The sequence below is a fragment of the Paenibacillus sp. J22P15 genome, from assembly GCF_056269345.1.
Window position 1 is genome coordinate 205,072 of record NZ_JBWDNT010000007.1, and the last position, 26,212, is coordinate 231,283.

The 26,212-nt window shown below is 46.6% G+C and carries 23 protein-coding genes; 19 read left to right on the top strand and 4 right to left on the bottom strand.

Annotated elements, in window-relative coordinates; translation table 11 throughout:
• The first annotated feature begins 2 nt into the window (after positions 1-2).
• The 15 genes from AC0YN6_RS17220 (at position 3) to AC0YN6_RS17290 (ending at position 17,601) form a co-directional block, all read left to right on the top strand.
• Entirely contained in the window at positions 3-899 is an 897-nt protein-coding gene (locus AC0YN6_RS17220; RefSeq protein ID WP_475748283.1) for a phosphoribosylaminoimidazolesuccinocarboxamide synthase, read from the top strand.
• A gap of 565 nt (positions 900-1,464) precedes the next feature.
• Positions 1,465-1,710, top strand: coding sequence for a phosphoribosylformylglycinamidine synthase subunit PurS (gene purS / locus AC0YN6_RS17225; RefSeq protein WP_175598164.1), 246 nt, complete (start codon positions 1,465-1,467; stop codon positions 1,708-1,710).
• A gap of 4 nt (positions 1,711-1,714) precedes the next feature.
• Positions 1,715-2,410: a phosphoribosylformylglycinamidine synthase subunit PurQ gene (gene purQ, locus AC0YN6_RS17230; protein ID WP_475748284.1), complete on the top strand. Its 696-nt coding sequence runs from the start codon at positions 1,715-1,717 to the stop codon at positions 2,408-2,410.
• Entirely contained in the window at positions 2,388-4,634 is a 2,247-nt protein-coding gene (gene purL, locus AC0YN6_RS17235) for a phosphoribosylformylglycinamidine synthase subunit PurL (protein ID WP_475748285.1), read from the top strand. The genes purQ and purL overlap by 23 nt, the downstream gene beginning before the upstream one ends.
• Positions 4,616-6,100 carry an amidophosphoribosyltransferase gene (gene purF / locus AC0YN6_RS17240; protein WP_475748286.1) on the top strand — a complete coding sequence of 495 codons (1,485 nt, stop codon included), beginning with the start codon at positions 4,616-4,618 and terminating at the stop codon, positions 6,098-6,100. Before purL ends, purF begins: the two co-directional genes overlap by 19 nt.
• A 68-nt stretch (positions 6,101-6,168) precedes the next feature.
• A complete protein-coding gene (gene purM / locus AC0YN6_RS17245) occupies positions 6,169-7,212 on the top strand; it encodes a phosphoribosylformylglycinamidine cyclo-ligase (RefSeq protein ID WP_475748287.1) in 1,044 nt (347 codons plus the stop codon).
• On the top strand, positions 7,212-7,823 hold the full coding sequence (purN, locus tag AC0YN6_RS17250; RefSeq protein WP_475748288.1) for a phosphoribosylglycinamide formyltransferase: 612 nt from the start codon (positions 7,212-7,214) through the stop codon (positions 7,821-7,823). The genes purM and purN overlap by 1 nt, the downstream gene beginning before the upstream one ends.
• A gap of 527 nt (positions 7,824-8,350) precedes the next feature.
• The gene (locus tag AC0YN6_RS17255) at positions 8,351-8,638 is read left to right on the top strand and encodes a hypothetical protein (RefSeq protein WP_475748289.1); all 288 of its coding nucleotides are present in this window, start codon (positions 8,351-8,353) and stop codon (positions 8,636-8,638) included.
• A gap of 56 nt (positions 8,639-8,694) precedes the next feature.
• Positions 8,695-10,242, top strand: a complete 1,548-nt coding sequence (purH, locus tag AC0YN6_RS17260) for a bifunctional phosphoribosylaminoimidazolecarboxamide formyltransferase/IMP cyclohydrolase (RefSeq protein ID WP_475748290.1) — start codon at positions 8,695-8,697, stop codon at positions 10,240-10,242.
• A 105-nt stretch (positions 10,243-10,347) separates the two neighbouring features.
• Positions 10,348-11,613 carry a phosphoribosylamine--glycine ligase gene (purD, locus tag AC0YN6_RS17265; protein ID WP_475748291.1) on the top strand — a complete coding sequence of 422 codons (1,266 nt, stop codon included), beginning with the start codon at positions 10,348-10,350 and terminating at the stop codon, positions 11,611-11,613.
• Between the two features lie 192 nt (positions 11,614-11,805).
• Positions 11,806-12,720, top strand: a complete 915-nt coding sequence (locus tag AC0YN6_RS17270; RefSeq protein ID WP_475748292.1) for a polysaccharide deacetylase family protein — start codon at positions 11,806-11,808, stop codon at positions 12,718-12,720.
• Positions 12,721-12,750: 30 nt separating this feature from the next.
• A complete protein-coding gene (locus AC0YN6_RS17275; RefSeq protein WP_475748293.1) occupies positions 12,751-14,196 on the top strand; it encodes a hypothetical protein in 1,446 nt (481 codons plus the stop codon).
• A 25-nt stretch (positions 14,197-14,221) separates the two neighbouring features.
• Complete coding sequence (locus tag AC0YN6_RS17280) at positions 14,222-15,034, top strand: response regulator transcription factor (RefSeq protein ID WP_475748294.1); 813 nt, start codon at positions 14,222-14,224, stop codon at positions 15,032-15,034.
• The gene (locus AC0YN6_RS17285) at positions 15,031-16,425 is read left to right on the top strand and encodes a sensor histidine kinase (protein ID WP_475748295.1); all 1,395 of its coding nucleotides are present in this window, start codon (positions 15,031-15,033) and stop codon (positions 16,423-16,425) included. Before AC0YN6_RS17280 ends, AC0YN6_RS17285 begins: the two co-directional genes overlap by 4 nt.
• A gap of 354 nt (positions 16,426-16,779) precedes the next feature.
• On the top strand, positions 16,780-17,601 hold the full coding sequence (locus tag AC0YN6_RS17290) for an alpha/beta hydrolase (RefSeq protein WP_475748296.1): 822 nt from the start codon (positions 16,780-16,782) through the stop codon (positions 17,599-17,601).
• A gap of 64 nt (positions 17,602-17,665) precedes the next feature.
• Here the strand turns inward: AC0YN6_RS17290 and AC0YN6_RS17295 are convergent, their stop codons facing one another.
• The 3 genes from AC0YN6_RS17295 to AC0YN6_RS17305 are packed head-to-tail and all read right to left on the bottom strand — an operon-like array spanning position 17,666 to position 21,415.
• A complete protein-coding gene (locus AC0YN6_RS17295; protein ID WP_475748330.1) occupies positions 17,666-18,817 on the bottom strand; it encodes a Ger(x)C family spore germination protein in 1,152 nt (383 codons plus the stop codon).
• A gap of 5 nt (positions 18,818-18,822) precedes the next feature.
• Positions 18,823-20,322, bottom strand: a complete 1,500-nt coding sequence (locus AC0YN6_RS17300) for a spore germination protein (protein ID WP_475748297.1) — start codon at positions 20,320-20,322, stop codon at positions 18,823-18,825.
• Entirely contained in the window at positions 20,315-21,415 is a 1,101-nt protein-coding gene (locus tag AC0YN6_RS17305) for a GerAB/ArcD/ProY family transporter (RefSeq protein ID WP_475748298.1), read from the bottom strand. The genes AC0YN6_RS17300 and AC0YN6_RS17305 overlap by 8 nt, the downstream gene beginning before the upstream one ends.
• Before the next feature lie 169 nt (positions 21,416-21,584).
• Here AC0YN6_RS17305 and AC0YN6_RS17310 point away from each other — a divergent pair, with 169 nt between their 5' ends.
• The 3 genes from AC0YN6_RS17310 (at position 21,585) to AC0YN6_RS17320 (ending at position 24,511) form a co-directional block, all read left to right on the top strand.
• Complete coding sequence (locus AC0YN6_RS17310; protein WP_475748299.1) at positions 21,585-22,652, top strand: DUF3048 domain-containing protein; 1,068 nt, start codon at positions 21,585-21,587, stop codon at positions 22,650-22,652.
• Positions 22,653-22,879: 227 nt separating this feature from the next.
• The gene (locus AC0YN6_RS17315; RefSeq protein ID WP_475748300.1) at positions 22,880-23,491 is read left to right on the top strand and encodes a DUF47 domain-containing protein; all 612 of its coding nucleotides are present in this window, start codon (positions 22,880-22,882) and stop codon (positions 23,489-23,491) included.
• A 24-nt stretch (positions 23,492-23,515) separates the two neighbouring features.
• On the top strand, positions 23,516-24,511 hold the full coding sequence (locus AC0YN6_RS17320; protein ID WP_475748301.1) for an inorganic phosphate transporter: 996 nt from the start codon (positions 23,516-23,518) through the stop codon (positions 24,509-24,511).
• Positions 24,512-25,149: 638 nt separating this feature from the next.
• On the opposite strand, the gene AC0YN6_RS17325 is transcribed toward AC0YN6_RS17320, so the two are convergent.
• Complete coding sequence (locus AC0YN6_RS17325) at positions 25,150-25,677, bottom strand: hypothetical protein (protein WP_475748303.1); 528 nt, start codon at positions 25,675-25,677, stop codon at positions 25,150-25,152.
• Positions 25,678-25,913: 236 nt separating this feature from the next.
• Between AC0YN6_RS17325 and AC0YN6_RS17330 the strand changes: the two genes are divergently transcribed.
• A complete protein-coding gene (locus tag AC0YN6_RS17330; RefSeq protein ID WP_054026535.1) occupies positions 25,914-26,204 on the top strand; it encodes a YerC/YecD family TrpR-related protein in 291 nt (96 codons plus the stop codon).
• The last annotated feature ends 8 nt before the right edge of the window (positions 26,205-26,212 follow it).

Consider the following 26,212-nt stretch of genomic DNA (forward strand, 5'->3'; position numbering starts at 1 on the left):
TGATGACTGCACCATCGCAAGCTCTATCGACAGCTGTCGATTATATTAAAGCTCCGCTTATTTACAAAGGAAAGGTTCGCGAGCTCTATGATTTGGGCGAGCATTTCCTCATTGTCGTAACCGATCGCATCTCTGCGTTCGACTACGTGCTTGATCCAGCTGTGCCGGATAAGGGCAATGTGCTTAACCGCCTTTCCGCCTACTGGTTCGAGCAAACAGCTGATATTCAAGTAAACCATGTCGTTCATACCGATGTTGAGAAGCTTGGCGATCTTGTAACCGAGCCGGAGCTGCTCAAAAACCGCATTATGGTAACCCGTAAAGCGGAGCGCATTGATATTGAATGTGTCGTTCGCGGCTACATTACAGGCGGCGGCTGGAGACAGTATCAGCAAACTTCAGCGATCAACGGCATTGAGCTTCCTGCTGGCTTGCGCAAAAACGAACGTTTCGCTGCACCTATCTTCACACCCGCAGCGAAAAACGACGTTGGTCACGACGAGGACATCCCATTTGAAAAAATGGCTGAAATGGTCGGAGCTGAGCTTGCTGAGGAGCTGCGTGACCGCAGCATCAAGCTTTACGAATATGCGCACAGCTATTGTGCTGAGCATGGTATCATCCTTGCTGATTGCAAATTCGAATTCGGACTGATCGACGGCAAAGTCATCTTGATCGATGAAATCTTTACGCCTGACTCCTCCCGTTTCTGGGCGGAAGGCAACTATGCCCTAGACATCGAAATCGACAGCATGGACAAGGAGCCGGTTCGCACCTATCTGCTAGGCTCCGATTGGGACCGCGACAGCAAGCCAGCACCGCTGCCGGATTCTGTAGTAGCTGAAACAACGTCGCGCTACCGCGACATCTACCGCCGTCTTACTGGCGTAGAGTTGTAGGAGAGTGTCGCTAGCAGCTAGTTAGCTGAATGAACTAACGGGAGACACGGGCGTTAAATGCAGCAAATCGAGCTAGGACGCCGAATTAGACGCATTTAACGCCCGATAGTCCCGGCAGAAAAAGATTAAAAACACGTCGAGCGCGAGCAATGACGCTGACATAGGGGCGCTGAAGCGCATGCCGCTTAGGCAGGCAGTCAGCGAGAGCGCTGCTGCACCCCATAAACTTTAGCCTGAGCGCGGAAGCGCAGGGTTGCAAATGCATTACTGACAGGCAGCATAAGCACAGGCCAGTCAAACAGAAATCAGCGGCCAGCGACAGCGCGGCCGCAGAACAAACGCTTCACCGTCCAAACTCGCAAAGGTTTGATTGACATGTGCTCACGCGAAGCGTGGGGAGTTGTTGTCGTAGAGCGACAGCGATCGCTTCTTGAAGTCAGGAAATTACCGCTAGGCGGTGTAATCAAATTTCCAGACTTCGAAAGCGACGTAGACAATAACCCACACGCCCGCGCTCAGCACACACAATCTCCCTTTCGAGAAAAACCCACATTTTCAGGAGGCTATTATGAAGGCAACCGTCTACGTCACCATCAAGCAAAACGTTTTGGATCCACAAGGAACTGCTGTACAAGGAGCGCTTCACACACTTGGTTTCTCTGAAGTTGAAAAAGTACGCATCGGCAAATATTTGGAGCTTGAGCTTGATACGACTGACCGCGCAGAAGCGGAAGTACGCATTAAAGCAATGTGCGAGAAGCTGTTCGCGAACACGGTTGTAGAAGATTTCCGTTTTGAGCTGGAGGGATAGGGCGATGAAGTTTGCAGTACTCGTATTTCCAGGCTCCAACTGTGACATCGACTGCTATAAAGCTGTAGAGGATGCTATCGGCCAGTCCGTTGACTACGTATGGCATACGGCTACAGACTTGTCTTCTTATGATGCAATACTAGTGCCTGGAGGTTTCTCCTATGGTGACTACCTGCGCTGCGGCGCAATCGCGCAATTCGCTGCTGTTATGGGTGAAGTGCAAAAAGCAGCCGAAGCAGGCAAGTATATTCTAGGTATTTGCAATGGCTTCCAAATTTTGACGGAAGCTGGCCTTCTGCCAGGCGCGTTGATTCGCAACAACGGACTGAAGTTCCGCTGCCATCAAACGCCGCTTGAAGTGGTAAACAACAGCACAGCTTTTACAAACCAATATTCGCAAGGTGAAATTATAAATATTCCAATCGCACACGGCGAAGGCAACTACTATTGCGACGACGCAACGCTTGCTGAGCTTAAAGCGAACGATCAAATTATTTTCCGCTATGCTGGCGATACGAACCCGAACGGTTCTGTTGATAACATTGCGGGTGTTAGTAATAAAGCAGGTAACGTTGTAGGTATGATGCCTCATCCAGAGCGTGCGATTGATCAAGTGCTCGGCTCGGAAGACGGCAAACGGATGTTTACATCGATTTTGAATGCATGGAGGGAACAACATGGCGCAGCAGTTAACAGCTAAGGAACCGACAGCGGAGCAAATTGCCGAGCAAAAGATTTACAGCCAGTTTGGCGTATCCGATTATGAGTTTGAATTGATTTGCGGTTTTCTAGGCCGTAAACCTAACTACACTGAGATCGGCGTATTCAGCGTCATGTGGTCAGAGCACTGCTCTTACAAAAACTCCAAGCCTATTTTGAAAAAATTCCCGATCACTGGACCTCGCGTTCTTATGGGACCGGGTGAAGGCGCGGGTATCGTTGATATCGGCGACAATCAAGCGGTTGTATTCAAAATCGAATCGCATAACCATCCCTCTGCGGTTGAGCCTTACCAAGGCGCTGCTACGGGTGTAGGCGGCATTATCCGCGACATTTTCTCCATGGGCGCACGTCCTATCGCATTGCTGAACAGCTTGCGTTTCGGCCGTCTTGAAAATGAACGCGTAAAATATTTGTTTGAGCATGTTGTTAGCGGTATTGCTGGCTACGGTAACTGTATCGGTATTCCGACGGTTGCGGGCGAAGTTATGTTCGACGAGAGCTATGAGGGTAATCCGCTCGTTAACGCAATGTGCGTTGGTCTAATCGATCATGATAAAATTCAACGCGGTGTCGCAAAAGGGGTAGGCAACCCGGTATTTTACGTAGGTCCTGCTACTGGCCGCGATGGAATTCACGGAGCTACATTTGCTTCTGTTGAGCTTTCTGAGGAATCAGAAGAGAATCGTACAGCTGTTCAAGTTGGCGATCCATTCATGGAGAAGCTGGTTATGGAAGCAACTCTTGAGCTAATTAATTCCGGTATCGTACTTGGTATTCAAGATATGGGCGCAGCGGGTCTTACTTGCTCCAGCGCTGAGATGGCTTCCAAAGCAGGTAACGGTCTAGAGCTTTACCTTGATGAGGTTCCACAGCGTGAGACAGGCATGACACCTTATGAAATGATGCTTTCCGAGTCGCAAGAGCGTATGCTCTTCGTCGTAGAGCCTCAGCATGAAGCGCAAGCTATGGAAATTTTTGATCGTTGGGGCATTATTTGCGCCAAAGTAGGTAAAGTAACAGACGATGGACGTCTCCGTTTGTTCCACCAAGGCCAAGAGGTTGCCGATATGCCGGTTAAAGCGCTCGTTGACGAGTGCCCTGTATATGACAAGCCATCGAAAGAGCCTGCTTACTTCAGCGAAAATGCAGCAGTAGACACAGCGGCTTTTGAAGAAATCACTGATTTGACTGGCGCACTGGAGAAGGTTCTTGCTTCCCCAACTGTTGCTAGCAAAGAGTGGGTTTACAATCAATATGACTACATGGTTCGTACATCGACAGCTGTTCAACCAGGCTCTGATGCGGCAGTCGTGACGATTCGCGGCACACGTAAGGCGCTTGCGATGACAACGGATTGTAACGGACGTTACGTATATCTAGATCCAGAAGTAGGCGGACGCATTGCGGTTGCAGAAGCAGCTCGCAACATCGTGTGCTCAGGCGCTGAGCCGCTTGCTGTAACGGACAACCTTAACTTCGGTAACCCAGAGAAGCCAGAAGTGTTCTGGCAGCTTGAGAAATCGGCAGACGGTATGTCGGAAGCTTGCGTCGTGCTTAACACGCCGGTAATCGGCGGTAACGTAAGCTTGTACAATGAGAACGCTAAGGGTGCTATTTACCCGACACCGGTTATCGGTATGGTGGGTCTTGTACACGATATCGATCACATTATGACACAAGGTTTTAAAGCTGAAGGCGACGTTATTATTCTCGTGGGCGAGACAAAAGCGGAGCTAGGCGGAAGTGAATTGCAGTACGTTATGCAAGGTGCTGCTGCTGGCCGTCCTCCTGAAATTGATCTTGCAACAGAGAAGAAGGTTCTAGATGCTGTGCTTGGCGCTATTCAAAAAGGTCTTGTTGCATCGGCGCATGACTTGTCCGAAGGCGGTATCGCTGTTGCGGTTGCAGAATCTTGCATTAGCGGTCGTCTTGGCGCAGAAGTTGCATTGTCATCTGAACTACGCGCTGATCACCTGTTGTTCAGTGAATCGCAATCTCGTATCCTGCTTTCGGCTAAGCCGGAGCAAGCAGCGGCATTGCAAGCTCTACTTTCAGAGCAAGGCGTTGTTCATGCACAAGTTGGTACAGTTAAAGGCAACAGCCTGACCATTAGCGTAAACGGAAAATCCGGTATTAGTGCGCCGGTAACACAACTGGAGAAGGTCTGGAAGGATGCGATTCCATGTCTGATGAGCAAATAAGGCAGGAGCCTTTGTTATGGACGGGAGACCATTATAACGAAGGCATTGGCCGTGACGATATGTTTGACAAATTGCGTGAGGAATGCGGCGTTTTCGGGGTATTTAACCTCCCCGAAGCGTCCAACCTATCTTATTATGGACTTCATGCACTTCAGCATCGCGGTGAGGAAAGTGCGGGAATCTGTACGGTTGATACGAAAAATGGAAACAAGTTTGCGTATCACCGCGGTATGGGTCTCGTAAAGGAAGTATTCAATAAGGATAATCTCGATACGCTTGCAGGGGATCGTTCCATCGGTCACGTTCGTTATTCGACAGCGGGAGAAAGTAAGCTTGCGAATGCACAGCCTCTTATTTTCCGCTATCGCGATGGTGACCTTGCGGTTGCTACGAACGGTAATATCGTGAATGCTCCAGAAATTCGTCGTGAGCTGGAGATGTCGGGTTCCATCTTCCAAACATCCAGCGACACGGAAGTTATCGCTCATCTTATCGCACGCTCGTCGAAGGATTTCGAGACGGCTGCTAAGGAAGCATTGCAACGTATTGTTGGCGGTTTTGCTTTCTTGATTATGACGAATGACAAACTGCTCGTTGCAGCTGATCCGCATGCTCTTCGTCCGCTCGTTATGGGTCGTATTGGCGAGGGTTATGTATTCTCGTCAGAATCATGTGCGTTCGAGACGATCGGTGCTGTTTATGAGCGTGATGTACAGCCAGGCGAATTGCTTATTTTGGATGCTGACGGCATGCGCGAGGAACGTTACGCGGAGGTTGATCGCCGCGCAACTTGTGCGATGGAGTACATTTATTTTGCTCGTCCGGATAGTGATATTAATGGGATTAATATTCATATGTCGCGCAAACGTATGGGACGTCAGCTTGCTTCGGAGTCGTTCGTTGATGCGGATATCGTAACGGGAGTTCCCGATTCGAGTATTTCAGCAGCGATTGGTTATGCAGAGCAAACCGGTATTCCTTACGAGCTAGGTCTGATCAAAAATAAATATACTGGCCGGACGTTCATCCAGCCTTCTCAAGAGCTTCGCGAGAAGGGTGTAAAAATGAAGCTGTCCGCAGTTCGTAAAGTGGTTGAAGGCAAACGCGTCGTCATGATTGATGATTCAATCGTGCGGGGTACAACATCACTGCGGATCGTTAACCTGCTTCGTGAGGCGGGAGCGACTGAGGTGCATGTGCGAATTACATCGCCGCCTTTCAAAAACCCATGCTACTACGGAATTGATACTCCTGACCGCAAAGAGCTTATTGCTGCTTCTAGGACAGTGGAGGAAATCCGTAAGCAAATCAATGCAGATTCTTTAGCTTTTATAAGCAATGAAGGCTTTGTTGAATCCGTTGGCGGCAATGATGGAGCGTATAATCGCGGCATGTGTCTAGCTTGCTTCGATAATGACTACCCTACACCAGTTAACGAAGAATCAGATAAAAGCTGCAGCTGTTAATAGCAGAAATAATGAGTTTTTAAATATAATGATTGCTTTTCCTATATGAGTGAAGGAGTTGACCGAGAGTGTCAGAAGCGTACAAAAAAGCCGGTGTCGATATCGCGGCAGGCAACGAAGCGGTTGAACGGATGAAGAAGCACGTAAAGCGGACTTACCGTCCAGAGGTACTGGCAGAGCTTGGCGGCTTTGGCGGTCTGTTCAGCCTTAACAAGGACAAGTATGATGAGCCTGTGCTCGTGTCTGGAACGGATGGCGTTGGAACGAAGCTGAAGCTTGCTTTTGCAATGGACAAGCATGACACGATCGGCATTGATGCCGTTGCGATGTGCGTGAACGATATTATCGTACAAGGCGCGGAGCCGTTATTCTTCCTTGATTACTTGGCATGCGACAAGGTTGTGCCTGAGAAAATCGAAGCAATCGTAAAAGGGATCGCTGAAGGCTGCGTTCAAGCTGGCTGTTCGCTCATCGGCGGGGAAACGGCTGAAATGCCGGGCATGTATCAAGGCGGAGAATATGATATCGCTGGTTTTACAGTAGGTATTGTGGATAAGAAAAAAATGATCGACGGATCAACAATCGCTGCTGGCGATGCAGTTATCGGCTTTGCTTCGAGCGGTATCCACAGCAACGGTTTCTCACTCGTTCGTCGTTTGCTTCTTGAGGATGCGGGCTATTCGCTTGATCAAGAGCTTGAAGAGCTTGGCGGCGCTAAGCTAGGCGATGTGTTGATCGAGCCAACTCGTATCTACGTGAAATCAGCGCTTAAGCTGGTTGAGCAAGTAGAAGTGAAAGGCATGGCGCACATTACAGGCGGCGGCTTTATCGAGAACATTCCGCGGGTACTGCCGGAAGGCGTGAATGTTGACGTGGAATATGGCTCTTGGCCGATTTTGCCAATCTTCGATTTGATGCAAAATAAAGGCGGCATTACGAATCGTGATATGTTCACGACTTTCAATATGGGTATTGGTCTAGTTATTGTTGTTCCAGCTGATCAAGCAAATGAAGCTCTTCGTATTGCTTCTGAGCTTGGTGAGCAGGCTTACCGTATCGGAACGGTTACGGAAGGAAGCCGCATCGTAACGTTTACGGGAGCGGATGTATAATGGGATCACTTCGCATCGCTGTTTTCGCTTCTGGACAAGGTACGAATTTCCAAGCGATTGTGGATGCGGTGCAGGAGGGGAAGCTCGATGTAACCATCGAGCTTCTTGTTTGTGATAAGCCTGCCGCTCCCGTTGTGGAGCGTGCGCGTAAGGCTGGCGTGGACACGTTCCTGTTTACGCCGAAGGAGTATCCGTCTCGCGAAGCTTATGAGACTGAAATTATTGCCGAGCTGGCGCGCCGCGGTGTTGAGCTGATTGTGCTCGCAGGCTACATGCGCATTATTACGTCGGTGCTCGTTGAGCCTTTCTACGGCAAAATGATTAACATCCATCCGGCGCTGCTGCCGGCATTCCCAGGTGTTAACGGTATCGGACAGGCACTGGCGTACGGCGTTAAGCTGACCGGTGTTACTGTTCATTATGTGGACGGCGGCATGGACAGCGGACCGATTATCGCGCAGCATGCTGTTGAAGTGGTTGACGGTGATACGGAAGACTCGCTTGCGGAGCGTATACATGCAGCTGAGCAATTGCTGCTGCCTGCAGTCATTCAGCAAATTGCACAAGGCCGCGTATCGCTGGATGGCCGACATGTGACAGTGAGCAGCTAAGCTGCTGCGGCGGAAATGAGCTCAAACGTGGGTTGGTGGACGGAATAGATCTAGAAAGTAGATCTATTCCACTAACTAAGGCTCGTTTCAGTGAAATAGGTCTAGAAAATAGACCTATTGCTCTCGGAAACGGCGGAATTGAGCTCCAACGTGGGTTAGCTGATGGAATAGATCTAGAAAGTAGATCTATTCCACAAACTAAGGCTTGTTTCAGTGAAATAGGTCTAGAAAGTAGACCTATTGCTCGCGGAAACGGCGGAAATGAGCTCCAACGTGGGTAGGCGCGGGTTGGCTGACGGAATAGATCTACATAGTAGATCTATTCCACAAACTAAGGCTCGTTTCAGTGAAATAGGTCTAGAAAGTAGACCTATTACTCGCGGAAGCGGCGGAAATGAGCTCCAACGTGGGTAGGCGCGGGTTGGCTGACGGAATAGATCTACATAGTAGATCTATTCCACAAACTAAGGCTCGTTTCAGTGAAATAGGTCTAGAAAGTAGACCTATTACTCGCGGAAGCGGCGGAAATGAGCTCCAACGTGGGTAGGCGCGGGTTGGCTGACGGAATAGATCTACATAGTAGATCTATTCCACAAACTAAGGCTCGTTTCAGTGAAATAGGTCTAGAAAATAGACCTATTGCTCGCGGAAGCGGCGGAAATGAGCTCAAACGCGGGTTAGCTGACGGAATAGATCTACATAGTAGATCTATTCCACAAACTAAGGCTCGTTTTAGTGAAATAGGTCTAGAAAATAGACCTATTGCTCGCGGAAGCGGCGGAAATAAGCTCAAACGCGGGTTGGCTGACGGATAAAAGTTTCTATTTTGGGATAAGCAAAGGTTTGGTCAAATAGATGAGGAGGTATTTGCATGGCTATTCGTAGAGCGTTAATTAGTGTTTCCGACAAGTCGGGAATTGTGGAGTTTTCGAGAGAATTGGCAAGCCAAGGTGTGCAAATCATATCAACGGGCGGTACGTTCAACCTGCTGCAAAAGGAAGGCGTTCCGGTAATCGGTATTTCCGATGTGACGGGCTTTCCGGAAATTTTGGATGGACGTGTAAAAACGCTTCACCCTGCGGTACATAGCGGGCTTCTAGCGGTTCGTGATGACGAAGAGCATCAAAAGGCGATGACAGAGCTTGGCCTTGACTATATTGACCTCGTTATCGTTAACTTGTATCCGTTCAAAGAAACAATCGCAAAACCAGATGTATCGTATGAGGACGCGATTGAAAACATTGATATCGGCGGACCAACGATGCTTCGTTCAGCTGCCAAAAACCACGCATTCGTAACGGTTGTTGTTGATGCTGGCGACTATGGCACGATTCTTGAAGAAGTGAAAGCGCAAGGCGACACGACACTTGAAACGCGTAAACGTCTAGCTGCAAAAGTATTCCGTCATACAGCGGCTTACGATTCTCTAATCTCGGACTACCTCTCCAAACAAATGGGAGAGCCGCTTCCTGAGACTTACACAGTAACTTACGAGAAGGTACAGGATCTTCGTTACGGCGAGAACCCGCACCAGAAGGCTGCTTTCTACAGCAAGCCGCTTGCAGCAGCTGGCAATATTACAACAGCTGAGCAGCTGCATGGCAAAGAGTTATCCTACAATAACATCAGCGACGCTAACGCTTCTCTTGCGATTCTTAAAGAATTCGACGAGCCAGCTGTAGTTGCTGTAAAACATATGAATCCTTGCGGCGTAGGAATCGGCGCTACTATTCATGAGGCTTATCAAAAAGCTTATGCGGCTGATCCAACTTCGATCTTCGGCGGTATCGTAGCTGCTAACCGCACGATTGGCGCTGATACAGCTGAGCTGCTTGGCGGCATTTTCCTAGAAATCATCATCGCGCCTGACTTCACGCCAGAAGCGCTAGAGATTTTGACGAAAAAGAAAAACATCCGTTTGATGAAGCTAGGCGAGCTATCCGCAGCTATCGAGCGCAAACCGGAATGGCTTGTGACTTCGGTTGACGGCGGCATGCTCGTACAAGAGAGCGACGTTCACTCGGTTACTGAAGCCGATCTTCAGTTCGTAACAGATCGTAAGCCAACTGCGGAGGAGCTTAAACAGCTTCTATTCGGTTGGAAAGTTGTTAAACATGTGAAATCCAATGCGATTTTGCTTGCGAAAGACGATATGACGATCGGCGTAGGCGCAGGTCAAATGAACCGCGTTGGCGCAGCTCGTATTGCAATTGAGCAAGCTGGCGAAGCGGCAAAAGGAGCAGCTCTTGCTTCCGATGCATTCTTCCCGATGGGCGACACGGTGGAGCTTGCTGCGAAAGCAGGCATCACGGCTATCATTCAACCAGGCGGCTCGATCAAGGACGCTGAGTCCATTGCTGTAGCTAATGCGAACAACATCGCGATGGTATTCACAAGCGTACGTCACTTTAAACACTAACATCGAACGAAGCAATTCAAATAGGCAGCCGCACGTTAACGACAGAGAGCTGGCGCTGGCGGCGGCTGCATCTGTTTCAACTAGTCATTTGGGAGGTTAATGATTATGCGTATTTTGGTAGTTGGCGGCGGTGGACGAGAGCATGCAATCGTCTGGGCGCTTAAGAAAAGCGAGAAGGTAAAAGAAATTTTTTGCGCGCCAGGCAACGCGGGTATCGCGCAGCTTGCAGAAATTGTGCCGATTGCGGTCAACCAATTCGATGAGCTCATTCAATTCGCAAAGGATGCTGGAATTGATCTTGTTTTTGTAGGTCCAGATGATCCTCTTGCGGATGGCATCGTAGATGCGTTCGAAGCAGCTGGTATCGCAGCATACGGTCCACGCAAAAACGCAGCAGAGATCGAAGGAAGCAAAATTTTTATGAAAAATTTGCTGAAAAAATACGATATTCCAACAGCAAAATATGAAACCTTCACTGATTATGAGTCAGCTTCTGCATACCTCCGCGAGCAATCTGCTCCAATCGTCATTAAAGCTGACGGTTTGGCAGCGGGTAAAGGAGTTACAGTTGCGGCTACGCTTGAAGAGGCGGAGCAGGCGCTGCGTGACATGATGGTGGATAAGGTGTTCGGTCAAGCGGGCAGCCAAATCGTAATTGAAGAATGTCTTGTTGGGCAAGAGATGTCCATTCTTGCATTCGTTGACGGCGAGACGGTTCGCGCTATGGTTCCTGCACAGGATCATAAGCCGATCTTTGATGGTGACAAAGGTCCGAATACGGGCGGTATGGGAACTTATACACCGCTGCCTCACATCGATCCAGCAATCATTGAGGAATCGATCCAGAACATTATTATTCCTACTGCAAAGGCAATGGTCAGCGAAGGCCGCCCATTCCGCGGTGTTCTGTTTGCCGGCCTTATGATTACTAATGACGGTCCAAAAACGATTGAATTTAATGCGCGCATGGGCGATCCGGAAACTCAGGTAGTATTGCCGCGTTTGCAAACGGATCTGATTGACATCGTGCTTGCGTCACTAAATGGCAATCTAGATCAACTCGATATTCAATGGAGCGATGAAGCTGCAGTTTGTGTTGTTGTTGCTTCTGAGGGTTATCCAGCTTCGTATCCAAAAGGACGCGTAATTAGCGGTCTTGCAGAAGCAGAAGCACAAGGCGCACTCGTGTTCCACGCGGGGACGGCTGAGAAGGATGGACAATTCGTAACTAACGGAGGCCGCGTACTTGGTATCGTTGGCCGCGGTCGCGACATTGCTGAAGCTCGTGCTCGTGCATACGAAGCAGTTAGTGTTATTGATTTCGAAGGCAAACAAAATCGCACAGATATTGCTGCTAAAGCGCTGATCTAGTCTAGTTCTGCCTCGTATATGTACAATTCCTTGTAATGGGCCAACCGGAGATTTCTGGTTGGCTTTTTTTGTTTTGCCTAATATGCTGTCAAATGTGTCAAAAACACTCGAATGGTGTTACTAATTTGTAACTCTATGTATCTATGACAGCGTTACAATAAATCTATCAGCGAGGAATAGAAGGTGAGAGCTTTGAAAAATGAAAAACAGCGTTATCAGTTGCTTATTGCGGTTATTTTGACTGCGATATTGTTGGTGCTCAGCGGTTGTGGGGCAAAAGAGTCATTAAACGTATCCAACCCCTTGTCAGGCGGGAAAGACTCCGTCGTGAGTGGAGGAAGCACTGAGAAGGAGCCAGGAACTGAGAGTGGAACAGATGGCGATGGAGATGTCATTATAATCGGAACCCCCGGTAGTGAAGATGGTAATATCGTCCATGGCGATGCCGAGGGCAAGGATAAGCCTACAGTTCCTGAAACGGACGACATTCTGGATAAGCCAGATCAAAGTGTATCGGAAGAGAAGCCTAATAAAGAAGAGAAGCTTATCGCTCTTACTTTCGATGATGGTCCGGATAAGCGTTACACGACAGCTATTTTGGATATCCTGAAGGAAAAGGGAGTAAAGGCTACTTTTTTTGTAGTTGGACAACAAGTAAGTAAATACCCTGAAGTATTGCAGCGTATCGTAGATGAAGGACATGCAATTGGCAATCATACAAACAATCATAAAGATTTATCCAAGTTAGATAAACGACAAATTATTGAGCAATTTATGACCGCGGATACAGCAATTAAAGAAGCTATAGGCATTACGCCTGTTATGGTACGTGCACCATATGGGGCTCTGTCGGATAAGGTTAAGGAAGTAGTGAAAGACAATGATCGTGAATTAATCGGTTGGAATATCGACACACGGGACTGGGCTGGGACATCGGTTGCTGATATGATCAAAATGATTAAGAATGAGGCAAGGCCAAATGGTATGATATTAATGCACTCTTTTGGAAGCAAGCATATTAAGAACACGGTACAAGCTTTACCTGCAATTATTGATATTTTAGAAGAGATGGGTTATACATTAGTAACTGCCGATCAAGTCGCTTAACTGCAGTACACGCATGAGGAGGCTGTAAAGTTGGGTAACGTAAGTGATTCGAATGCCAAGCATAGGCGTGGGCAAATCATGAGAGCGAGTCTAGTGCTCGCTAGTGTCATTTCACTCCTATTCTTGGCAACAGGCTGTCGTTATACAGCCGCACCAGCAGATCTTCTGCAGAAGCCTGCCATATCGCCAGAGAAACAGGCCATCGTACATGCGATAGAAAAAAACTTGCCAGATTACAGCAAGCTCACGCTGCCTCTTAGAGAGGATCATATGGAAGCGATTCGCCTAATAGATGTCGATGGAGACGGCACGGAAGAGGCCGTTGTTTCTTATTACAATGAATATAGCTCACCCGAATTAATGGTGTTTACATATACAAATTCTTTATGGAAACCGTGGGTGCTTATTCAGCAGCCGCTGGCTAGATTAATCGATTGGCTGAAAATTGAGGATCTCGATAGCGACGGTCAAATGGAAATTATGATCGGTTGGATCGGGGCTTTCGATAGTCCCAATGTGCTTGAGATTTATTCGTTTAAAACTAAGCCTATACGCAACGAGGATGGAAAGCTGATGCTAAAGCCTGTGGAGACGCTGCCCTATTCTTACGGAGATACGGGAGATCTTAATGAGGACGGACGGCTTGAACTTGCGATTATCTCGGAAATCGGTGCAAAACAGGAGATGGCATTGCCCGAATTTCATTTGACGATTTTCAATTGGACGAACGGCAGCTTGCGGGAGCTCTATACACAGAACCTGTATAAAGAAGTGAATAATTATGATCGTCTACTAATTGGACGAATTTCACCGAGACATCGAGGCATTATTTTGGAGGCGTCCACCGGAGCACATAGCACCTACACCACGATGTACGTGTGGGACAGAAACAGGCTGCGTCTGGTTTATCCGAATAGCTCGATTGGACAAGAAGGAATAAGCGGAACGCCTACGATGAGCAAGGATATTAACGGCGACGGTATCTTGGAGCTGCCATGGGCGAAGGAAGCCCCGGGTTATAAAGATATTGCATACGTCAATTCTAAATGGTTGAATGAATGGATGCAGTGGGATGGCAAGTCTGATTTTGTGAAAATTACAGAGGAATTTTCTGACTATAGCTACGGCATTCAGCTTCGTATCCCTGAGCAATGGATAGGGCGTTATACACTGCATAGCTTGGACGAGCCGTATGCTGTTGTATCGATCGATTATTGGAATGCGAAGTCGAATCTAACAGCGAAGCTCGCAACTTTATATGCCGTGCCCCAAAAGCAGTGGGCGAGTGTCGAGGCGGATTGGAAGCAGCAGTCTAAGCATTATCGGCAGCTTATGACCGACAGTGGAAATATATTTGCAGTATCATTCGTAGAGGAAGCTCCTGCAGAGTGGCCCACAGCGGATCGGCAGGCGTTTAGCGAGATGGCGGAAGTGGAAGCAGAGTTAGCAACTTCTCTGACCATTCGTAACGATTAAGATAGAAAAGCGGGTGCTTTAAGCTATGCGTATATTATTGTTGGAGGATGAGGAGTCTATCCGGGGCTTCGTCCGCATTAACCTGAAGCGCAACGATATGGAAGTAATTGAAGCGGAAACGGGAGAAGCGGCGTTAGCTCTTGCAGAAACGGAAGGGCCTATCGATATTGCGCTGCTGGACGTTATGCTGCCTACAATCAGCGGTTTTGAAGTGTGTGAGCAGCTGAGATCCCGTTTTCCGCGCATGGGTATTATTATGCTCACAGCGAAATCACAGGAAGAGGATAAAATACACGGGCTGGAGCTTGGAGCGGACGATTATGTTCAGAAGCCCTTCAGCCCAGGCGAGCTTATTGCACGGATTAAATCACTCTATCGTCGAATGAAACCTGAGGCACCTGAACAAGCGCAAGAGCTGCACGCGGCAGCCGCAAGTGAAGAGGCTCTTAGGCTTGAGACAGCACCTGTGGCGGAATTAGCAGCTGCAATTTATGTACAACCGCCTGTACAATATGGCAGCTTCCATAAAGAGCTTCAGGTGAAGCCGTTTAGGCTTTCCGTTGCAGAACGGAAGCTGTGGAAGCAGGAGAAGGAAATTATTTTGACGCCAACGGAATGGACGTTAGTAAGGCTGCTGATGGAGCGGGTAGGAGAGAGTGTCAGCCGTGATCATATTTTGACAGAGGTATGGGGAAGATATTACGTCGGCGATCTTAAGGTGGTAGATGTGAACATTCGCAGAATCCGCCAAAAAATCGAGAAAACCCCCTCTGACCCAGACTTTATTGAAACGGTCTGGGGCTACGGTTATCGGTGGAAGCGGGGCGGCGACGTATGAAAAGCGTCCAAACGAGAATGGTGTGGAGCTATTTGCTGCTCATCGTGCTTGTCGTCAGCGTACTTGGCGGCGTGTTTGCAGCATTAATGTGGAACTACTATTACGGAAGCGCGCAAAGCTCGGTAAAGCAGCGAGCAGAATCAGCGTTAACACTGCATAGTCGTTCCCTCTCTTCGCTTACAGTAAAAGAACAGGGCGATTATATTTTGCAATATATGGTGGAGAGCGGAATTCGCCTGCAGCTTCTCGATACTACCGGCCAAATTCGAATTGATTCCGACGGGTTTGCCCCGGATATTCGTTACACGACAACTGACGTGAAGTCAGCTATTGCAGGGTCAACAGGAAGCTGGAGGGGCGTTGACCCCTATTATGGCGAACGTGTGATGTCGGTGACTATTCCGCTTTGGAATGAAACCCGCGTCGTGTCCATGCTTCGGTATTCTGCTTCGCTTAATCAAGTGGATGCAATGGTTAGCTTGCTTATACGGATGGCCATTGCGGTAGGTATCGGCGTTGTGCTTCTGTTTCTTGGCTTAAGCTTATTTCTCGCACAGCGTATAGTGAAGCCAATTCGTGAGCTTACACGTGCGGCGCGTTATATGGCTGATGGTGATTGGACGCACCGTGCGATTCAACGTAATGACGATGAGATTGGACAATTGGCAGAAACGTTTAATGCGATGGTATTAGAGCTCAGCAATCGCGAGAAGCTCAAGGACGATTTCATCTCGTCTATATCGCATGAGCTTCGCACGCCTCTTACATCAATTAAGGGCTGGAGTGAGACTCTGAAGGAAAGTGAACCTACGGAGGACAGTGAAGAAGTAAAGCTCGGTTTATCCATTATTAGCAAGGAAACGGAGCGCTTATCGGGGCTTGTTGAGGATCTGCTCGACTTCTCAAAGCTGTCGGCACGAACGATGGAGCTGCACAGAGAAATGCTTGATTTCAATGGTCCAGTTAAAGAAACAGTCAATCAGCTGGCGGTACGAGAAGAGCATACGCAGGTAAGGATACTAGCTGCCTATGGAAAAAGCCCTATTGTCGTTCGCGGGGATGCCAATCGTCTTAAGCAGGTGATCATCAATTTAATTGACAATGCGCTCAAATTTACGCCGGCCGGAGGTACGATACGTGTTGTTACAACCATCGAGCAGGACAGTGCAATGCTCACCGTATCGGATTCGGGATGTGGTATCGAAACGGAGGATTTGCCGCATGTCACCGAAAAGTTTTATAAGGCAAGAACGGGGAAAGGCGGTTCTGGTCTAGGACTCGCGATTTGCAAAGAGATTATTGAGCTCCACGACGGTCAGTTGATCATTGACAGTGAGCGTGGAGCTGGTACAATTGTGACGATTAAAGTGCCGATTATGCAGGAGGAATAGAAAGCTGCCTCTGCGTATCGCGGTGCTTCAATCGTCATTCTTTGTAAAATAGAAGTTTACGGTTGCGAATTACATATAACACAGCAACTACGATTCCTAAAATAAGCAGCAAGGATAGCCAATTGTCCTTAATCCATGCAATCCATAAAGGCATGCTTATGCACCTCCCAAAAATGTGAATCAATTATACTTAGGGATAGTATGTCCCGACTTGCAGCGGCGTACAGTGGAATGTATTTATTTTTTTCAAGTGTGATTGACAGGTACAGATCAGAGATGATATTATGGTTTTAATATTAATTCATAGTATACGGGTAGGAATTATTACATATAGGCAATCAGGAGGTTTTCGGGATGGAAAAGCACTTGACGCTGCGACATAATGAGCTTGAGCTTGCGGCAACGCTGCATTACCCCGCAGATGGAAATAAGAGTGATTCAGACAAACGACAAGCAATCATAATATGCCATGGATTCATCGGCTCTCGTGTTGGCGTTGATCGGTTGTTCGTTAAGACGGCTCGTGCGCTGGCAGCGCAAGGCTCTTATGTTCTTCGCTTTGATTACGGAGGCTGTGGCGAGAGCAGCGGAGATTACGGTGCGCTCGGCTTTGATTCGATGGTTGATCAGACAAGAACCGCAATTGATTACTTAGCAAGCATGGAATGTGTTGATCCACTCAGAATAGTATTACTCGGGCATAGTCTCGGCGGAGCGGTTGCCATTATGACAGCGGTTAAAGACAAGCGTGCCAAACGACTTGTGCTATGGTCGCCGGTTGCGTATCCCTTCAATGATATTGTACGGATCGTGGGACGCAGCAGCTATGACAATGCCGTCACAGGAGGCAGCTCCGATTATTTAGGCTACACACTTCAGCCTGTTTTTTTCGATTCGCTGCTCCAGCATCAGCCTTTCCAAGCAGCTACTAAATTTGGAGGCGAAGTGCTCTTGGTTCACGGTACAAGCGATGAGCTTATTCCTGTTGACTACAGCTTCCTCTATCAGAAGGTGTTCTGGACTCGCAGCGAAGGCCTTTGCGACAAGGAAATTATTTTTCAAGCGAATCATACGTATTCCGCACGCAGTTATCAAGAGGATGCGATTCGTGTAACCTCGGATTGGCTCAACAGACTTGATAAACAGCAAGAGGATTGGCATCACTGGAGTATTTAAATTGATTAATTGAATAGCAGAGGTAAGAAGGAGCCAGTTCTTGTTTATCAAGAGCGGGCTCCTTCTATTTGGTCTGACGCTTATACTTGCCGTTATACGGAATGGTTACTTTAATATCGAGCTTTTCAATGGATTTCGAATGAATGACAAGCTCCTTGCCGTTATTCGAAAGCTTTTTCCACAGTTCAGGGTTCTTGCGATGCAGCTCATATCCGAGATTAAACGGATCGACCCCGATTTTTAATCCTTCGTTATACGTGTCCATAATTTGCTTCATAATTGTTTCCTCAGTCATTTTGATCATTTCTTCATAGGAGACAGGGGATAAATATTCATACATCCCGCACACATAGCTGGCTTTTATGTGAAATAGTACCTCTGAGCCTCGAATAATAGGCTTGATTTTGATTTTTGGGCGCATGATCGTAAGCTGTCCGTATTGTTTGCCGTCTTTTTCGATCGTAAGCGGCGAGGATTTCATACTGGGAAGCAGCCAATGATACCCTTCCAGCTTGGTACGGGGAATGAAACCCTTTGCGTGCTCACCATATTTGAAAAAAGCCCCATTGATCATCAGCATAGGCATGTTGACAGACGATTCCTCCCACTGGGCTTCATTTAAACCTAGAAAAGGCAAGTAAGCCGTTGCGGAAGACTCGTTCAATTTGGCAATATATTGGAAAAGTAAGATAGGTGGATAAACAGAATACTGCTTATAATTACGCAGCGGATCATGCATGATGGTAGCCAGCTGTGAAAGTTTGAAAAATGGTGTTGTAGCCAGCAGCTTGTCTAGAGGCGAGCGAGTACCATAAATCCAACAGTTATACCGAATATCAGGAAAACGGTTAATCATTTCAATGATGTTGTTTCCATGTTCGATGAGAACACGCTCCGAGAGGATAATGGATGAGACGTGATCCCAGGAGAGCTGGAATTGTGCTGTTTTCAACAAATCGGATATGGCCGCTATTAATGTAGCTCCCCTGCCTTTTCCAATCCATACGACTGCTCGCTGATTGGCCTTTCCTCCTGCCTCGGACTTCGCGATATTAGAGAAATCAAGGAGCTGGACGTAGACCAGGAATTGTTTGTCCTCATAGTCGATACCAAGTGCTTTCACATAGCTTACATCCTGTACCTCCGATGCGCTCCAGCAGCCGGAAAGTATTAAGCAGGCGCTTAATACGCACAAAAATGATAAGGCACGAAACATCCGGCTCACGGTTTTTTTCCATCCTTTCTCGACTTCTGCGTATGAAGATATTCCGGCCTGCGCTTGCTCCATAGAAATGGGAGTTTGATCAGTGAAATGGCAAGCTCCTTCAAATTCAGCGGAGTCACAGGGGCTAAATACGGAATGCCGTATGATTCTATGGATGTTAAATAGATGACAAATAAAATGAACGACAAAATAAACCCGTACATACCGAGCGTGGCTGCCATAAAGAAAGAGAAGAAGCGCAGCAAAATGGTCGTGCTTATCAGCGTTTGATTGACGAGAGTGGAGCCGGATACAACCGTAATCGCCGTAACAACGATCATGAGCGGAGAGATCATCCCTGCCCGTATCGCAGCATCACCAATAATTAAACCGCCAACGACAGTTAAGGTTTGTCCTATTGAGCTTGGCAGACGAACGCCTGCCTCACGAAACAACTCCATTAGACACATAATAAAAAACATTTCCAGCTGTGCTTCCATCGGGAGTCCATGTCTTCCGGAGGATATGGTAGCGAGAAGCGCGAAAGGTACTTGATCTGTATGAAAGGTTGTAAGCGCGATATATAATCCTGGTAGAAAGATGGTCATCAGTAGTCCGAAAAGCCGGAGAACACGTCCCATATTGACAGCTACAGGAGGGAAATAACCATCCTCAGGCGATTTCATTAACAGGAATAAATTAACTGGAGCGATGATACAGGTTGGATTACCATCTACAAAAATGATAAAACGACCATTAAGCAAGCATTCCACAGCAAAGTCGGGCCGACCCGTGTAATCATTAAACGGAAATAATGTAATCGCTTTATGATCGAGTATCTCTTCAAGCTGGCCGATCGAAACGAGCTTCTCCACATCGATGCTGGATAACTTCTGTCCAATCTGCTCGATAGTCTCCGGATCGGCGATGTCCTCAATGTATAGCAGGGCCGTATTTGTAAGCGTCCGAGAGCCTATCACGAAATATTGACAGACCAACATATCTGTGCGAAGGCGTCTTCGTACGAGTGCGACGTTAACACCTAACTGCTCCACAAATCCATCTTTTGGTCCGCGAATGGATACCTCAGTAGATGATTCACTGGGTTCGCGGTTAGGGAAGTTAGCGATATCGACCGTCCATAACAGCTGAAGCGACGGAAGACAAAAGGCAAGATGCCCATCATATATATAAGAGGCAAGTAATTTGCGGTTCATAGTTTGATTAGATAGATCATGAACAAGCCATTGCAGACTAGCGCTGCGCTCGATGTCCTCTCGTCTGAGGAAACGTGTATTTTCAAATACATGACTTAGTTCAGGCATGATAATTTCATTAATCATTTCTGACTTCGCCATGCCCGTGCAATAAATGAAAACGCCTTGAACGGATGCTGATGTCTCGCCGAACATATGAGTGAATACAATAACGTCATTGGCAGACGCAAACCAATTGCGAAGTGTATGCTCATTTAAATAAATGGGTTTATCCACATGATCAGCATTTGATTCATTCATTGGATGCAGGCTCCTTTCGTTTGCTGCGCAGTAACACAGCGAATGCAAGAAAGATGGTAAGGCTTGTTACATAGATGGCTGATACCGGGAAATGAATTGTAGCTAAGTAGTTCAATGTCAGATCGTCTCGCCAAGGCTGAAGTACGACAATAAGCATCACGCTAGCGCAAATGATTAAGGTCATCATTCGTTTATGTGGTTTTCGGACATTTAGTAAATCTGTTATCAAATAAAGCGAGAGCGTAATTCGGGCGAAGGAGCCGGAAAGCCATTGATAGATCGATAAAAAATCAATATGCTGCAGCAGTTTGCCGATACTGACAATTTTCCATTGCTCGAAAGCAGTATGACGCTGCTTGGCTGCTTCGAAAGCTCCAAATTCGGATATAGCACCGATTGTGGGTCCAATGGCCATACCGAGTAAAAAAAAGGCGAGTAATATAAAATGCCACCAGCGAAGCTTGCTCCGCAGCTTATGCTGAAAGAGCAGAAGGACCCACAACTCCATTAGGCCGGCCAGCGTATAAAACGAGCCGTTAATTACAGGATGCCAACCATTCTCCAGTACTGGAAAAAGCAGGCTGTAATCTTTGTATTTCGAGTTTGCAATGGATACAAAATAACCAAGTAAGATGACAATAGGAAGCAAAATACTCGATGTCATAGCGATCACAGTAATCCCTCCGTAAGCCGCAAGCAAAGACACGATGAGAGATAAGACGATGATGACAGCCATTGGCGTCTGCCGCATATAGGTAGCTGTAGTCCACATCGATGTGTCGAATAGTGTATAGCAGCCAGATGTGAATAGAAGAACAATTGCTGATGATCGGAACAGCCAAGCTGGAACTATACCAAACTCTCTTTCTATCCAATCAGGTAAACGTTCTCCGTGCAACCGTTTCAATATGCTGAACAAAATTAGAATCCATAGTAAAAAAAATGGAGCCGCAACAATGACGGACAGCCAGGAATCACGTTTAGCTACTCCAAGGATCAAGGGAATAGACATTACATGTGACACTAAGCCTACGCTTAATAAGAGAATGGAAAAGGATAACCATATGCTGATTAGACCGCTCCTTCTGCTCATGTCTATACCCTCTTTCTGGCAGGAGATAGGATTACTATGTGCAATATATAAATTTTTTAACCGAGAAAGCAACTATTTTGTCAAGACAACCGTCATGAATTGTGTTTAAATGGAAGTGAAGTGAAAACGAATACAAGCTATGTTTTAGCGGGAAAAGGCAGGTTAACGTATGGGAAAAAGAATCCGATTATCGGCGGCTTTGCTCTTATTATCATTCATACTTTTCATTACAGCATGCAGCGGCGGGAACAGCAGCAATGAAGTACCTCAGCAAACAAGTGATATCAGCGATACTAATGGAACGGACGAGCCATCGGCGGAGCCGACCCCGCTGCCATTTGATGCGCCTCTTAGCGGAATCAAGCTGGAGAAGGCTGCTGAAGCAAGACCGATTGTTGTCATGATTAATAATTTCGCTGCGGCTCGTCCACAATCAGGGCTAACAAACGCTGATGTCATATGGGAAGTTTTAGCTGAAGGCGGCATTACGCGTTTAATCGCTGTTTTTCAAAGCACGACTGCATTAACGGATACGATTGGACCGATACGCAGCATTAGGCCTTACCTTATTGATATTGGCGACAGCTACGGAGCAGTGCTAGCTCATGCAGGCGCAAGTAATGATGGGTACGCGGTGCTGCAACGACAAGGCAAGCCCTATTTAGATGAGATTTCGAATGCGGGCAGCTATTTCTGGAGAAGCAAGGAACGTAAGGCGCCGCATAATTTATATTCAAGCTTAGAGAAACTGCGCGAGGGCGCTGAGAAGAAGAAATATAGTATGGCCAAACAGGTTCCTCCGTACACATTTGCGGAAGCGGGCTCTTCAGAAGCAGGTATTCAAGCTGTGGATATTACGATCAATTTTATGCTCAAAAATTATAATGTGGGATACAAGTATGATGCGGTATCAGGCTTATATAAACGGTCAATTGGGGACAAACCTCATATTGATCTAAACAATAATGAGCAGCTTTCCGGCACGAACCTTGTTGTGCTGGGAGCGGATCACAAGACGATGGATAATGAGGGCCGACTGGCTGTCGATTTGACTAAAGGAGGCTCCGCAATGCTATTCCAGAAGGGAAAAGTAATCGAAGCGGAATGGGTAAGAGCTCCTGACGGGATGATTAGAATCATAAAGAACGGAACAGAGCTGCCATTTGTTCCTGGCAAAACTTTCTTTCACATCGTACCGAACAAGCCGACGTTCGAAGGGCATATAATTTGGGTATAAAAATAGCATGTTGGAGACACTGTTAACAGACGTTAACGGATGAGCTCCCGAGGATAAAGAGGACGCAATCTTGTTACAGGATTGCGTCTTTTTTAATTTTATTATGAAAAACTAAAATTTTTCATGAAACCTTTACATTCTCTTAACAATTTAAGTGTAAACTATGTTAAGATATTGTGGGCTCATAGCAGTACGCCTAAACATCAAGTCGAGTAAAGGGGATTACGATGTTCAAGAAAAAGGATATTTTCTTTAAGACGTTCGAAGAGATGGCTGACGCAATTGTCGAGGCTGTTGAGTACTTTGCAAAAGGCCTGTCAGACCTATCGGACGTATCAGCTTTCGCTAAGACAATGAAGGAATACGAAAGCAAATGCGACAAGCATGTTCACACGATTTTGAAGGAGCTAAACAAAACGTTCATTACTCCGATTGAACGTGAAGATATTATGGCCCTTACATCTTCACTTGATGATGTGCTTGATGGCATAGAAGCATGTGCATCTCGATTCGAAATGTACAACATTCTTGAAAAGGACGAGTACATAACTCTATTTGGTGATATTCTCGTTCGCTCATCGCACCAAATCAAAAAAGCGATCTACCTGTTGACAGAGCGTAAGCTGCTTGCCATTCGTGAGCCGAATATTGCTCTTAACGAGCTGGAGAATCAAGCTGACGACCTGCTTCGTGTATGCATCAAGAGCTTGTTCATGAACGTCAATGATCCAATTGAGCTAATGAAGCGCAAAGAGATTTATGAGATGCTGGAGCAAACGACCGACTACTGTGAGGACGTTGCCAATACGCTGGAATCAATTATTATGCGTAATAGCTAATCTGGAGAGTAGGAGTCTTTCACAATGGATTTAATCGTTCTATGGATTGTCGTATTTCTAGCGCTTTCGTTTGATTTTATAAATGGATTTCATGACACGGCCAATGCTATTGCAACTGCTGTTTCCACTCGGGCGTTAAAACCTAGGGTTGCAATAATATTAGCTGCAGTTATGAACTTTGTCGGTGCGGTTACTTTTACAGGCGTTGCAGCAACAATTGGTAAAGGAGTTGCAGACCCAGCACAGCTGGAGTATGGCGTTCCAATTGTCATTGCTGCTCTCATATCGGCTATTGTATGGAATTTGGTTACTTGGTGGTTTGGTATCCCGTCCTCATCCTCACACGCTTTGATTGGCTCACTCATAGGAGCAGTTATCGCGGGAGCAGGCACAGGCGCGATTAACTCAGACGGCGTAATCAAAATCGTACAAGCGTTGCTAATCTCACCTTTACTTGCATTCACTGCTGGTTTTATCATTATGTGGATTCTCAAACTAATATTTGCAAAGTCAAGCCCTCATCAAGTTAATAAAGGGTTCCGATTTGGTCAAATATTGACTGCCGCATTCCAATCGTTCTCACACGGTACAAATGACGCTCAAAAGGCAATGGGTATTATCGTATTTGCACTCGTTGCTGCTGATATTCAAGATACGATGGACGTTCCGCTATGGGTTAAGCTATCCGCAGCAACAGCAATGGCGCTCGGTACTTCAGTCGGCGGATGGAAAATCATTAAGACCATGGGAACAAAAATTTTCAAAATCGAGCCGATTAACGGTTTTGCAGCCGATATGGGTTCTGCAGCTGTTATTCTAACGGCAACGATGCTTCACCTTCCAGTCAGCACGACACATGTTATTACATCGTCAATCCTTGGTGTTGGCAGTGCAAAACGTTTTTCTGCTGTAAAATGGGGAGTTGCAGGTCGTATTGTTATTGCATGGGTTATTACGATTCCGATCTCTATCGTAATGGCTATGGTCTTCTATTGGATTATTCATTTCTTTTTCCTATAAGAAATGATGATAAGTGAATGACCTTTGAGTATAATGATATTAGTAATGATATGAGATAGTGAGGAAAACCTCACTCGCCATGAGCTTAGGTTCTTGGGCGATGAGATTATCTTCACTATTTTTTGTGTTCTCTGCTTATGAGTATGATTAATGACTGTGGACAACCTTTATCGAATATTCGCGAAAATTGCATCTATGCACATAGTTAGTAACAGCTGTGTATGAGTTCATCTTTTCGTTTTCTTATCAGAAAATCTGTACACATCCTTCAATTATTGCGGCTTTGTTCGTGAATATTTATTTGTGTAATTGATCTGTCCTCGCTTTAAATAGTGCAGATATACACATTGTAATAACAGCTGTGTATGGATAATGAGATGGAAGCTGACGAAACCTGTCGAAGGTTGAACTTGTACACAGATGTCTGAAGTGTTTTGGCTTGATAAACAGGAAATCCTGTGGATATATGGAGGAAATGCGTTATCCACAGTCGAACAATCCGTTTGTTATGTGTGTGATTATGTGCATAAATTAATAATAAATACACCCCAATCGCTGCGCATGTCGCGGCAATTTGGGGTGCTTCACTTTTAACGATAATGTTTAAATATGTGTAGAATGAACCTTGAATCCAAGGATCAACGTTTCTTAGGCTTGCGGCGGGGGCGAGCTGCTCCGCTTCCGGTACCAGAACCAGAACTAGGCTTACGACGTTTGCGGCGTTTTGGCTTCCATTCTTTATCATCATCATCAGAATCGTCAGATGACTTCTTGCTGAAGGAACCCATAAGAACTTTGACAAGCGGGGCCATTTGAGAAACGCTCGACATAACCTTCTGGACCTTTGTAACTGTCGTTAGAATACCGTCAATGCCGCCCAGACGGTCTATATATCCTTTGATTTCGCCTAGATTGGCAAGAGAGAAGCCGCTTGCTTTGGTGCTGGTGGTCGTTTCGATTAATTCAGCTGCTGTCTCTGGTACAACGGTGGGCAGGATATCCTGCGTTTGTGGTGTTGCAGGTGGCATCGTTGGCAGATTTCCGCCAAAGTTGAAGCCGCTCGACTTTGCACCCGACGATTTGCTTGACGGGTCCTGCGCGAGACGCTGACCGCCATGCCAATCGTACTGCTGGCTGCTGCTGCCGGGGGTATTGCGATAATTCACACGGATCACAACCCTTCTTTTATAACAGTTTATGGGGTAGGCGAACATAAGGATTGGACGGATGCCCTGATTGCCTGAATTTTTTATAGTTAAATGCCTGTTGCTTGTATGTCTATAGGCTTCAAATATGCTCGCCGAGTTCCTTCCATTCTGTAAAGCGTGAATACGGTAATGTTTGAAAAAAACGGGCAAAAAAGTTACAATAGTAACATTAGTTTTAATAGGAGTGAATACGCATGCAGCTTAAAAAGCTGAACGATAAAGCAATAGATCAATTATTCGAAGCGGTACTTACATTGAAGTCGGTTGAGGAATGTTATGTTTTCTTTGATGACTTGTGTACGGTGAATGAAATCCAGTCATTATCGCAAAGACTTGAAGTAGCGCGTATGCTTGGCAAAGGCAGCACTTACAACGCAATCGAGGCTGAGACAGGTGCTAGCACGGCAACGATATCGCGAGTGAAGCGTTGTTTGAACTATGGAAATGATGGTTATAAAATGGCTTTAGAACGTCTTGGAAGGTAGGAATGATT

Coding starts and splice junctions, on each gene's coding strand:
- AC0YN6_RS17220 (WP_475748283.1), top strand. CDS start 3: ATGACTGCACCATCGCAAGCTCTATCGACAGCTGTCGATTATATTAAA.
- purQ (WP_475748284.1), top strand. CDS start 1,715: ATGAAGTTTGCAGTACTCGTATTTCCAGGCTCCAACTGTGACATCGAC.
- purL (WP_475748285.1), top strand. CDS start 2,388: ATGGCGCAGCAGTTAACAGCTAAGGAACCGACAGCGGAGCAAATTGCC.
- purF (WP_475748286.1), top strand. CDS start 4,616: ATGTCTGATGAGCAAATAAGGCAGGAGCCTTTGTTATGGACGGGAGAC.
- purN (WP_475748288.1), top strand. CDS start 7,212: ATGGGATCACTTCGCATCGCTGTTTTCGCTTCTGGACAAGGTACGAAT.
- AC0YN6_RS17255 (WP_475748289.1), top strand. CDS start 8,351: ATGAGCTCCAACGTGGGTAGGCGCGGGTTGGCTGACGGAATAGATCTA.
- purH (WP_475748290.1), top strand. CDS start 8,695: ATGGCTATTCGTAGAGCGTTAATTAGTGTTTCCGACAAGTCGGGAATT.
- purD (WP_475748291.1), top strand. CDS start 10,348: ATGCGTATTTTGGTAGTTGGCGGCGGTGGACGAGAGCATGCAATCGTC.
- AC0YN6_RS17280 (WP_475748294.1), top strand. CDS start 14,222: ATGCGTATATTATTGTTGGAGGATGAGGAGTCTATCCGGGGCTTCGTC.
- AC0YN6_RS17285 (WP_475748295.1), top strand. CDS start 15,031: ATGAAAAGCGTCCAAACGAGAATGGTGTGGAGCTATTTGCTGCTCATC.
- AC0YN6_RS17290 (WP_475748296.1), top strand. CDS start 16,780: ATGGAAAAGCACTTGACGCTGCGACATAATGAGCTTGAGCTTGCGGCA.
- AC0YN6_RS17295 (WP_475748330.1), bottom strand. CDS start 18,817: ATGTTTCGTGCCTTATCATTTTTGTGCGTATTAAGCGCCTGCTTAATA.
- AC0YN6_RS17300 (WP_475748297.1), bottom strand. CDS start 20,322: ATGAATGAATCAAATGCTGATCATGTGGATAAACCCATTTATTTAAAT.
- AC0YN6_RS17305 (WP_475748298.1), bottom strand. CDS start 21,415: ATGAGCAGAAGGAGCGGTCTAATCAGCATATGGTTATCCTTTTCCATT.
- AC0YN6_RS17310 (WP_475748299.1), top strand. CDS start 21,585: ATGGGAAAAAGAATCCGATTATCGGCGGCTTTGCTCTTATTATCATTC.
- AC0YN6_RS17315 (WP_475748300.1), top strand. CDS start 22,880: ATGTTCAAGAAAAAGGATATTTTCTTTAAGACGTTCGAAGAGATGGCT.
- AC0YN6_RS17320 (WP_475748301.1), top strand. CDS start 23,516: ATGGATTTAATCGTTCTATGGATTGTCGTATTTCTAGCGCTTTCGTTT.
- AC0YN6_RS17330 (WP_054026535.1), top strand. CDS start 25,914: ATGCAGCTTAAAAAGCTGAACGATAAAGCAATAGATCAATTATTCGAA.